Annotated in this window: 14 protein-coding genes; 2 read left to right on the forward strand and 12 right to left on the reverse strand. The window is 39.9% G+C overall.

The window, feature by feature from the left end; translation table 11 throughout:
* Positions 1–322 precede the first annotated feature (322 nt).
* Positions 323–1,084 (forward strand): polysaccharide deacetylase family sporulation protein PdaB, encoded by a 762-nt coding sequence (pdaB, locus tag HNQ84_RS13995; protein ID WP_435622440.1) that lies wholly within the window; start codon positions 323–325, stop codon positions 1,082–1,084.
* A gap of 16 nt (positions 1,085–1,100) precedes the next feature.
* On the opposite strand, the gene HNQ84_RS14000 is transcribed toward pdaB, so the two are convergent.
* Positions 1,101–1,697 (reverse strand): KinB-signaling pathway activation protein, encoded by a 597-nt coding sequence (locus HNQ84_RS14000; RefSeq protein WP_435622441.1) that lies wholly within the window; start codon positions 1,695–1,697, stop codon positions 1,101–1,103.
* A 131-nt stretch (positions 1,698–1,828) separates the two neighbouring features.
* Between HNQ84_RS14000 and gerD the strand changes: the two genes are divergently transcribed.
* Positions 1,829–2,425 (forward strand): spore germination lipoprotein GerD, encoded by a 597-nt coding sequence (gene gerD / locus HNQ84_RS14005; RefSeq protein ID WP_435622442.1) that lies wholly within the window; start codon positions 1,829–1,831, stop codon positions 2,423–2,425.
* A 16-nt stretch (positions 2,426–2,441) separates the two neighbouring features.
* Here gerD and HNQ84_RS14010 read toward each other — a convergent pair whose 3' ends face one another.
* From HNQ84_RS14010 to HNQ84_RS14060, 11 genes are all read right to left on the reverse strand, one after another.
* The gene (locus tag HNQ84_RS14010; protein ID WP_435622443.1) at positions 2,442–3,449 is read right to left on the reverse strand and encodes an Mrp/NBP35 family ATP-binding protein; all 1,008 of its coding nucleotides are present in this window, start codon (positions 3,447–3,449) and stop codon (positions 2,442–2,444) included.
* Between the two features lie 88 nt (positions 3,450–3,537).
* Entirely contained in the window at positions 3,538–4,236 is a 699-nt protein-coding gene (cwlD, locus tag HNQ84_RS14015; protein ID WP_435622444.1) for an N-acetylmuramoyl-L-alanine amidase CwlD, read from the reverse strand.
* 55 nt (positions 4,237–4,291) lie between these two features.
* Positions 4,292–4,696 carry a DUF2521 family protein gene (locus tag HNQ84_RS14020; protein ID WP_183250440.1) on the reverse strand — a complete coding sequence of 135 codons (405 nt, stop codon included), beginning with the start codon at positions 4,694–4,696 and terminating at the stop codon, positions 4,292–4,294.
* Positions 4,697–4,785: 89 nt separating this feature from the next.
* The gene (gene rpsI, locus HNQ84_RS14025; protein WP_003397701.1) at positions 4,786–5,178 is read right to left on the reverse strand and encodes a 30S ribosomal protein S9; all 393 of its coding nucleotides are present in this window, start codon (positions 5,176–5,178) and stop codon (positions 4,786–4,788) included.
* A gap of 22 nt (positions 5,179–5,200) precedes the next feature.
* Positions 5,201–5,635 carry a 50S ribosomal protein L13 gene (rplM, locus tag HNQ84_RS14030; RefSeq protein ID WP_012573869.1) on the reverse strand — a complete coding sequence of 145 codons (435 nt, stop codon included), beginning with the start codon at positions 5,633–5,635 and terminating at the stop codon, positions 5,201–5,203.
* Between the two features lie 146 nt (positions 5,636–5,781).
* Positions 5,782–6,522 (reverse strand): tRNA pseudouridine(38-40) synthase TruA, encoded by a 741-nt coding sequence (truA, locus tag HNQ84_RS14035; protein WP_183244205.1) that lies wholly within the window; start codon positions 6,520–6,522, stop codon positions 5,782–5,784.
* Positions 6,523–6,537: 15 nt separating this feature from the next.
* Positions 6,538–7,335: an energy-coupling factor transporter transmembrane component T family protein gene (locus tag HNQ84_RS14040; RefSeq protein ID WP_435622445.1), complete on the reverse strand. Its 798-nt coding sequence runs from the start codon at positions 7,333–7,335 to the stop codon at positions 6,538–6,540.
* The gene (locus tag HNQ84_RS14045; protein ID WP_183244209.1) at positions 7,332–8,201 is read right to left on the reverse strand and encodes an energy-coupling factor ABC transporter ATP-binding protein; all 870 of its coding nucleotides are present in this window, start codon (positions 8,199–8,201) and stop codon (positions 7,332–7,334) included. The genes HNQ84_RS14040 and HNQ84_RS14045 overlap by 4 nt, the downstream gene beginning before the upstream one ends.
* Positions 8,159–9,013, reverse strand: coding sequence for an energy-coupling factor ABC transporter ATP-binding protein (locus HNQ84_RS14050; RefSeq protein WP_183244211.1), 855 nt, complete (start codon positions 9,011–9,013; stop codon positions 8,159–8,161). Before HNQ84_RS14050 ends, HNQ84_RS14045 begins: the two co-directional genes overlap by 43 nt.
* A 113-nt stretch (positions 9,014–9,126) precedes the next feature.
* Complete coding sequence (rplQ, locus tag HNQ84_RS14055; protein WP_003397694.1) at positions 9,127–9,489, reverse strand: 50S ribosomal protein L17; 363 nt, start codon at positions 9,487–9,489, stop codon at positions 9,127–9,129.
* 60 nt (positions 9,490–9,549) lie between these two features.
* Positions 9,550–10,369 (reverse strand): DNA-directed RNA polymerase subunit alpha (locus tag HNQ84_RS14060; protein WP_435622446.1); only part of this gene is annotated, 820 nt, incomplete at its 5' end.

A 10,369-nucleotide genomic window follows, 5' to 3' on the forward strand; every position in this document is an offset into this window, starting at 1 on the left:
AGCGTTCGTCCTGAGCCAGGATCAAACTCTCCATAGAAAAGTTATCCTTAGCTTTTGTACGCTTTTCGCTTCGTTCAGTTTTCAAGGAACATCTCCATCAAACAACAGCTCTAACAGTTTATCATTTCTTTCGACTGTCGTCAACTATATTTTTCGTCGCCAACGATGATTTTTTTCGCCGCTAACGACGATTATTAATTTAACACACGTTTCATTTTGTTGTCAATAATATTTTTTTAAAAATGTTCTCGTTTATTCATTGATCATATCATGTTATTTCTTGCATAAGATGGTCATAAAAAGCACAAGGGGGGGACAAACATTGAAGTTTTTCTATATACTCGACGGAAAAACAATAAAAAAATGGCTTCTCATCATATCCATTGCCTTCGTCACCGCTTCTATTTTGTATATTCAACAACTTGCAAGCGAATCCGTATTCTCTACTGATCTTGGATCGAAAGCCATTTACAAAGTTGAAAACAAAAAAAATGAACTTGCTTTAACATTTGATATTAGTTGGGGAGAAACAAATGCTATACCCGTTTTAAATGTGTTAAAAAAACATGGGGTGAAAGCTACATTTTTTCTATCTGCTTCTTGGGCTGAACGCCATCCACGCATCGTAAAAAAAATCGTGGACGATGGACACGAGATTGGAAGCATGGGTTATGAATATAAAAACTACACTGAACTAGAGAGGGGGAAAATTGTTCGTGACTTAGCACAAGCTAAAAAAGTGTTTGATACATTAGGTATTAAACATATCCCTTTTCTTCGTGTACCGACAGGAAATTTTAATAAGGACGTCTTAAAAGTTGTTCATTCCTTCGGTCATACTGTCGTTCATTGGAGTATTGATTCAAAAGACTGGCTCAATCCTGGGGTGAACACAATTGTTGAAAATGTGACCCAAAATGCAAAAGGCGGAGATATTGTGTTACTTCATGCATCAGACTCAGCCAAACAAACCACTCAAGCATTAGAACAAATTATCATATGGATGAAAAAAGAAGGATATAAAAGCGTGCGAATATCTGACCTTGTAAACAATGCTGATATAAAAAGCAAAGAAATAAAATGAGGCTTGCAGCCTCATTTTATTTACGTAAAAGCTTATGCAAAATAAGCAATTGATACGCGTTACAAATTAATAAAGGGAACAGCATTAAATACAACCAATTTTCTTCGTTAATTCGTAATACCGGAAACCACTCAATGACCGTCACAACAATCATAAAAAATAACGCAGGAACAAACGCTTCTTTATTCGTCTCACGCATTTTTACGTAAGCAACAATAAGCCCAAACAGAAAAATAAATAAAGCAACGAGCACATAGCTGACGATCGATTCGCCCTCTTCAGCAAACAGTTGATAACGAAAATAAACGAGATCAAATAAAACAAAAGCGATAAGAACAACTTGCACCGCATTCCATAGCCCGACAGAACGGAAAACTCCGAGACCAAAACGATGAATCGTTAAATATGCAAAAAATCCCATTTGACTAATGACGCTAAAAATGAAGCCAACACCAATGAGCCAAACGAGAACAGATAAAATTTCTTTTATCTCAAACGATGTGAAAAGATGTGCGTATTCATTCCATTTCACAGCGAACCCAACGACTCCCGTACTTACTCCACCGACAAACAATGTAGAAAAAAACAATTGAACCCACTTTCGACTATTCACTTATGCACCCTCCACTTCTCAATATCCCTTTCAAAATTCTATCAACGAAATAAGAAAAATGCTAGCGAATATTTTTGCGGAGAACATTGAATATTAACAGTAAGGAAACTTGTTGAAAGGGGCCCTTAGTTATGAATCGAATATTTTTGCTCCTCGTGATTAGCTACACATTAATGCTGACAGGGTGTGCTCAGCAAGAAAAAACCCCTGCGCAACCTGATTACGACCAAACGAAAAAAATGGTCGTTGACATTTTAAAAACAGATGAAGGAAAAAAAGCGATTCAAGAAGTGATGGGTGATGAAAAAGTCAAACAACAACTCGTTATGGATCAGCAAATTGTTAAAAAAACGATTGAAGAAACGTTGACATCAGACAAAGGAAAAACGTTTTGGAAAAAGGCATTTGAAGATGCAAAGTTTGCCCAAAGCTTTGCAAAAAGTATGAAAGAAGAACATGAAAAATTATTAAAAGCATTAATGAAGGATCCTGAATATCAAGCAATGATCGTAGATATTATGCAAAATCCAGAAATGAAAAAATTAATACAAACAGAAATGAAAAACAAAGATTTTCGGGCACACTTACAAAAAGTCATTACAGAAACATTCAGCAGTCCGTTGTTCAAAGCGAAAATCGAAGACATTCTCATTAAAGCAGCAGAGGAAATGCAAGGCGGTAAGAAAAAATCCGATCAAGAAACATCAAGTGAAGATCAAACAGCTTGAGGGGCGAACAAGCCCCTCATCGTAACTTTGCAATAATTTTTTTAGCAATATCCATATATACTTTTCCAATTGGATGATCTTCTCCATATACAGAAGGTGCGAAATCGTCATCGTTCCAATCCGGTTGTCCAAGCGGTAATTGTCCAAGTAAATCCGTTTGTAATTCTTGGGCTAATTTTTGGCCACCGCCTTTTCCAAAAATATATTCCTTTTCACCTGTTGTTTTGCTTTCAAAATATGACATATTTTCAATGACACCAACAACTTCGTGATTCGTCCGAACAGCCATCGCCCCCGCTCTTGCGGCAACAAAAGCAGCGGTTGGATGAGGGGTTGTCACAATGATTTCTTTCGATGTTGGAAGCATTGTATGCACATCTAATGCCACATCACCTGTGCCTGGAGGTAAGTCTAGTAATAAATAATCTAATTCGCCCCATTCCACTTCATCAAAAAAGTTTTTTAGCATTTTGCCAAGCATCGGTCCACGCCAAATAACCGGTGAGTTATCTTCTACAAAAAATCCCATCGAAATCACTTTCACACCGAAACGTTCAACCGGAATAATTTTCTCCCCACGAACAACTGGACGTTCCGTAATACCCATCATGTCTGGTACACTAAATCCATAAATGTCAGCGTCAATTAACCCAACTTTTTTCCCAAGTCGAGCAAGTGAAACGGCTAAATTAACTGATACAGTCGACTTCCCTACTCCACCTTTTCCACTTGCAATCGCTAAGTAAATGGGTTCATTTGTTGTACGTTCTTCTTCTAACGGCAATTGAGCAAAACGGAGCCCAACAGAAGATGCTCCTGCGTCTTTTAAACGTTGTACAACAGTTTGTTGCACTTGAAGTTGTTCTGCCGTTCCTGTTTTCGCTAAAGCAATTTTTACACTTACTAGTCCTTTTTCTTCATTTATTTTGACTTCTTGAATTGCGCCTGTTTCTTTAAACGTTTTTTTCAAAAAAGGGTCGTAAATCGTTTCGAGCAGCTCCACAACTTGTTTTTCTGTCAACATCGCGCCTCACCAATCCTTATGTATTCATGTATTCGATTTCACACTTTCAATATAACATAATTTTCTGCATAAAAAAATGAATCCTTCCTCATTCAGAAGGATCGCGTTCGTTTGATACGTAACGTAAAATGCCCTTATAAATCGAAGCCGCCAGCTTTTCTTGATACACCGAAGACGCTAGTAGTTTTCGTTCTTCCTCGTTTGATAAAAAACCAATCTCAACTAAAGCCCCAGGCTTTTTCGCCATTTTTAATAAATATACCGTTTGAATAGGCTTTGCTAAGCGATGTGTATTCTCTAAATTGACACGCAGTTCTTGTTGAATAAACTTCGCTAATCGTTTATTTTCTTCTAATGAGGAATAATAAAACACTTGTGCCCCTCTCCATTTTGGTGAAGGGATGGCGTTCAAATGAATACTAATAAAAAAATCTGCCTCTGAATCATTCACAAGCTGGACTCGCTGTTGTAAGTCTTCTATTTTTCTTCGGCTATATCCCCTCGTTTGTTCATTCGCTAAATCGTAGTCTCCTTCCCTCGTCATTTGAACGAGTGCACCTTGTTGTTGCAAATAATCGCGCAATTTTAATGCAACATTTAGCGCTATGTCTTTCTCAAGAACGTCTCCTCTAACCGCTCCCCCGTCAGGCCCCCCATGCCCTGGATCAAGGATGATAATCTTCCCTGATAACGGTAAACTCCACGCTTTCCATGAGCGATCATGAAGTACGTAAAACTGTAAAAAAAGGACAAAAACAATGAAAAGAATAATAATACGTACTTTCATTCCTTCTCCTCCCCACTATTTATGTTATATGGGACAAGAGGAGAATTTAGAACGATTACTTCCAACGAAGACGTTGACGACGAAGCCCTTTTTCGATTCCTTCTCTCCACCAAACATCTACGTAACGAGCACACGTGTCGTACATACCATCTCTGCATAGCTTCATATGTTCATACAGTTCATGTATAAGTTGTTCGTATTCGTTTATACAACGACTTTTCACTGTTTCTATTGACTCACCATAATATGTAAACCGACTATAATGTGCCCCAAGCAAATATGCTTCAATGGCTATATCGATGCATATCGTTTCCATGACTTCGGAAACAATCATGTATTGTTGCCAATACGTGCGCACACGTCTACATAACTCACGATAAGAAAGATCCTTCAATACATTTCGCTCATAAGCAAGCTGTTTTTCTAACTTTTTTATTGTAAACGATGTAAGTATTCCCACTTGGCTGTCCCTCCTTATATATATTGTTCGCATGAACAAGAGGGACATACAAAAAAATCTCGGCAAATAATTGCCGAGATTTGTTGAAATTAACGTTTTGAGAATTGTGGTGCACGACGAGCGCCTTTAAGACCGTATTTTTTACGCTCTTTCACACGAGAGTCGCGCGTTAATAATCCTGCACGTTTTAATGTTTGACGATATTCTGGGTCAACTTGTAACAACGCGCGAGCGATACCGTGACGAATTGCACCTGCTTGACCTGTGAATCCACCGCCGCTTACGTTTACTAATACATCGTAGCTACCGAATGTTTCTGTTAAAACAAGCGGTTGTTTGACAACTTCAACTAAAGATTCATATGGAACATAATCACGAATGTCACGACCATTTACGATAATGCGTCCTTCACCTGGAACGAGACGCACACGCGCAACTGAACTTTTGCGACGGCCTGTGCCGTAGTATTGTACCTGTGCCAAAATAATGCCCTCCTTTGATCAATTATCCGCGAAGTTCATAAACTTCTGGTTTTTGTGCTTGATGCGGATGTTCACTTCCGCGATAAACGTGCAATTTTTTGAACATTTGACGACCAAGACTACCTTTTGGAAGCATGCCGCGAATTGCTCTTTCAAGCATTTGCTCTGGGTAATTTGTACGCATTTCAAGCGCTGTTCTTACTTTTAATCCACCTGGATGTAAGCTGTGACGGTAGTATAATTTGTTTGTTAATTTTTTCCCTGTTAACTCAACTTTTTCTGCGTTGATGATGATCACATGATCACCAGTATCAACATGCGGTGTGTAAGTTGGTTTATGTTTACCGCGTAAAATCGCAGCAACTTCACTAGCAAGACGTCCTAACGTTTTGCCTTCTGCATCAACAACGTACCATTTACGTTCTACTTCATTTGGCTTCGCCATATACGTACGCATTTGTTTTCCCTCCTAAAATAAAAAATGAACAAGCGATATTTATTTCAACACGATTAATTTCCGGGGCTAATCGTGGGTTTAAAATACATACCATATGATATAATATCTCTTCTACAACCCAATGTCAAGAAAATGTTACACCTGGATTAGTTGTCATACGAAACGTGCCACAAATAAAGACCGTGACCCGGTGCTGTCTTTCCCGCAGCATCGCGATTTTTTTGTTCCAAAATCGCCTTCATCTCTTCAGCACGCCGTTTCCCCCGTCCAACTTCTAGCACTGTTCCAACGATAATGCGAACCATATTGTACAAAAAACCGTTGCCAACAAGACGGAAGATTAGCTCTTCTCCTTCTTGAATCACTTCCGCTTCATAAATGGTACGAACTTTATCATCAATTTCCGTTTTTGCCGAGCAAAAACTTGTGAAATCATGCGTCCCGATTAAATAGCGAAGCGCTTCGTTCATATTCGTTACATCAAGTTGATGCGGATAGTGATATACATAATGACGCAAAAACACGTTTTTCTCTCCCGTCCAGACACGGTAACGATACTCTTTCTTTTTCACACTAAATCGCGCATGAAAGGAAGGCGAAACCTCACTTGCCTCTTTGGCAATGATGTCATCAGGAAGAAGCGCATTTAACGCTTTAGGCCATCTTTCATCAGGAATCGCAAGTGGCGTATCAAAGTGAATCACTTGTCCACATGCATGAACGGTTGCATCTGTTCGTCCTGACGCATATACGCGAACAAATTCCCCTTTGTGAATGGTTGAGAGCGCACGCTCAAGCTCTCCTTGTACAGTTCGCTTTTTTTGTTGAATTTGGTATCCTGCAAAATGCGTGCCATCATAAGCAATGACGCATTTGATCCTTCTCATGCTGTTCGCTCCTTTTTATGAACGAAGTAACCATAGCAAAACAGTCAATAAGCCAAGTAAAAGCATAAAAGCCGTATCCATGCGCCTCCACGTCAACTCGCGCCATTTCGTTCGACCGTTCCCACCACGGTATCCGCGCACTTCCATGGCAACGGCTAGCTCTTCTGCTCGTTTGAATGCGCTAATGAATAGCGGAACAAGCAATGCCGTCATCGCTTTCATTCGTTCTGATAGCGATCCGCTTGAAAAATCGACACCGCGAGCCATTTGAGCTTTCATAATTTTCTCTGTTTCTTCCATCAATGTTGGAATAAAGCGAAGAGAAATCGACATCATTAAGGCTAGCTCATGAACAGGTATATTCCATTTTTTTAATGGTGAAAGCAATGATTCCATCCCATCAGTCACTTCAATCGGCGTCGTTGTTAACGTCACTAGCGTTGTAACAACGATAAGAAGCAAAAAGCGTAAAGAAATAAACGCTCCTTGTTGGATCGCCTTGTCGTACACTTCGATCCCGATCCATTGAAAAACGACATCCCCGTCTTTTGTTAGCAATACATGAAGAAGAAACGTAAACACAATGACCCATAAAACTGGCTTTAATCCTTTAATCATGAACGAAAACGGTATGCGCGATAAAAACAACAATGCACATGTAAAAAAAGTCAACACCCCATACGCCCATTCATTATTAGCAAGAAACACAATAAATACATATATAAACATGAGCAACAATTTTGTGCGTGGATCGAGACGATGAATGAGAGAATCTCCAGGAACATACTTTCCGATAATCATACTGTTCATCATATACGTTTCACCCTAGTAAATAACGTTTGTAAGTTTTTGATAACGTCTTCCATCGTCAAACACGGGGCATGAAATTGCACGCCAAATTTTTGTTCGATTGCCCGTTGAAACAAAACTGGCTCAGGGACATCTAGTCCGAGACTTATTAAATCATCGACATGACGGAAAATATGTTCTGGTGCTCCCCTTCGCACAATCGTTCCTTGATGCATCACGATAATGTCATCCGCATAACGTGCTGCCTCTTCCATACTATGTGTAACAAGTACAATCGTCATATGTTTTTTCCGTTGAAGCTTTGCAAACATGTCCATCATTTCTTTTCGCCCACGAGGATCTAAGCCCGCAGTAGGTTCATCTAACACGAGCACTTCCGGATCCATGGCTAACACACCAGCAATAGCCACACGTCTCATTTGCCCACCACTTAACGCAAATGGAGATTTATGTCGCACTTCTTCTGGCAATCCGACGAGTGCTAACCATTCTCCCACACGAGCTTTCGCTTCTTCTGCGTTCATACCAAAATTTATCGGTCCAAAACAAATATCTTTTTCTACTGTTTCTTCAAATAGTTGATGTTCAGGAAATTGAAAAACGATACCTACTTTTTTTCGTAAAGGCTTTAAATGTTTTTCTTTTTTTCCTGCTGTAATTGTATAATTGCCCAGATGGATCGTCCCTTTTGTCGGTTGAAGTAAGCCGTTTAAATGTTGCAAAAGGGTTGACTTTCCCGATCCTGTATGACCCACAACAGCTACGTATGAACCGTTGGGGATATCCATATGAATATCGTACAGCGCCCGCTTCTCGAAAGGGGTATTCATTTGGTAGCGGTGTTCGACATCGCGGAATACAATGTCCATAATTCACTCACCAACCCCTCTATTGTCAAATGATCGGTTGTAATTGGAATGTGATTTTCCTTCAACCGTTGACTGAGTTGGAGCGGAAATGGTAAGTCTAATCCCATCTCTTCCAACTTTGACCCATGCGCAAAAATATGTTTAGGTGTTCCTTCTAATGCAATTTTCCCCTTATTCATGACAATCACCCGATCAGCTTTTGCCACTTCATTTAAATCATGGGTAATTGAAATAACAGTCATATCGCGTTCACGACGAAGTGATTGCATCACTTGAAGAACTTCTTTTTTTCCGCTCGGATCAAGCATTGATGTTGCTTCGTCTAAAATGATAATATTCGGTTGAAGAGCAATGGCACTCGCGATCGCCACACGTTGTTTTTGTCCACCTGACAGACGATGCGGTTCGTCATTAATAAAATTTTCCATACCTACTTTTTTTAGCGCTTCGTTTATACGCTTTACCATTTCATTTTTTGGTACGCCACGATTTTCAAGACCAAAGGCAACATCATCTTGAACAGTCGTTCCAACAAACTGGTTATCTGGATTTTGAAATACAATCCCTAATCGCTCCCGAACATCCCACACCGTTTGTTCATTTAATGGAATCCCACATACGTGAATCGTACCGCTTGTAGCTGGCAATAACCCAATTAACAACTTTGCAAGCGTCGATTTTCCTGATCCGTTATGCCCTACAATGGTTACCCATTCGCCCTTATATACTTGAAACGATACATGTTGTAAAGCATATGTTTGTTCGTTTACATATTGAAAACTTATATTTTCTACACGTACTACAACTTCCACAACTCTCTCCTCATCTCTTCTGAATTTTCTTACTCTCTACTCTACTACAAAAAGGAAAACAAAAAAAGGGCATAGATCCAGTTCAAAAACTGTCTCGCCCTTGTAAAAACGTATTAAACTAGTTCAATAATGACCATTGGCGCACCGTCGCCGCGGCGTGGTCCAAGTTTCATAATGCGTGTGTAACCGCCTTGACGGTCTTGGTAACGTGGTGCGATATCGCTAAACAATTTTTGAATCGCATCTTGACCTGTTTCTGTGTTTGCGACTTCTTTGCGTACGAATGCAGCAGCTTGGCGACGTGCATGCAAATCGCCGCGCTTTCCTAATGTAATCATTTTTTCTACAACAGAACGCAACTCTTTTGCACGAGCTTCTGTTGTTTCGATTCGCTCATTAATGATTAAGTCTGTCACTAAGTCACGAAGCAATGCTTTACGTTGAGAGCTTGTGCGTCCTAATTTTCTGTAAGACATGTGATGTCCCTCCTTTATTTCACTTTTAACATGAAAATGCCTAGTTAACCAAACGCTTAACTAGTCATCTTTACGTAAGCTTAATCCTAACTCTTCTAACTTCGCCTTTACTTCTTCAAGCGACTTGCGGCCTAAGTTGCGCACTTTCATCATATCTTCTTCTGTTTTTTGCGCAAGCTCTTGTACTGTGTTAATGCCAGCACGCTTTAAGCAGTTGTACGAACGAACAGAAAGATCAAGCTCTTCAATTGTCATCTCGAGCACTTTTTCTTTTTGATCTTCTTCTTTTTCGATCATGATTTCAGCGTGTTGCGCTTCATCTGTTAAGTTCACAAAAATATTCAAGTGCTCTGTTAAAATTTTTGCCCCTAGTGAGATTGCTTCTTTCGGGCCGATGCTACCATCTGTCCACACGTCGATCGTTAACTTGTCGTAATTTGTCATTTGACCGACGCGCGTATTTTCGACTTGGTACGATACGCGCGATACCGGCGTATAAATGGAATCGATCGGGATAACACCTATCGGTTGATCCTCGCGCTTGTTAGCGTCAGCTGGTGTATACCCACGTCCGCGTTTTGCTGTCATTCTCATCCGTAAGCGACCGTCTTTTGCTAATGTAGCGATATGAAGGTCTGGATTGAGAATTTCTACGTCGCTATCGTGAGTAATATCGGCAGCTGTAACGACTCCTTCACCCTGTACATCAATCTCAAGCGTCTTTTCTTCGTCCGAATAAATTTTTAGCGCTAGTTTTTTAATGTTTAAAATAATTGTTGTTACATCTTCCACGACGCCATCAATTGTTGAAAACTCGTGCAATACACCATCTATTTGAACAGATGTTACAGCGGCACCAGGGAGTGAGGATAACAGGATA

The sequence above is a fragment of the Anoxybacillus eryuanensis genome (assembly GCF_051200995.1).
In the GTDB taxonomy this organism is placed as follows: Bacteria; Bacillota; Bacilli; order Bacillales; family Anoxybacillaceae; genus Anoxybacillus; species Anoxybacillus tengchongensis.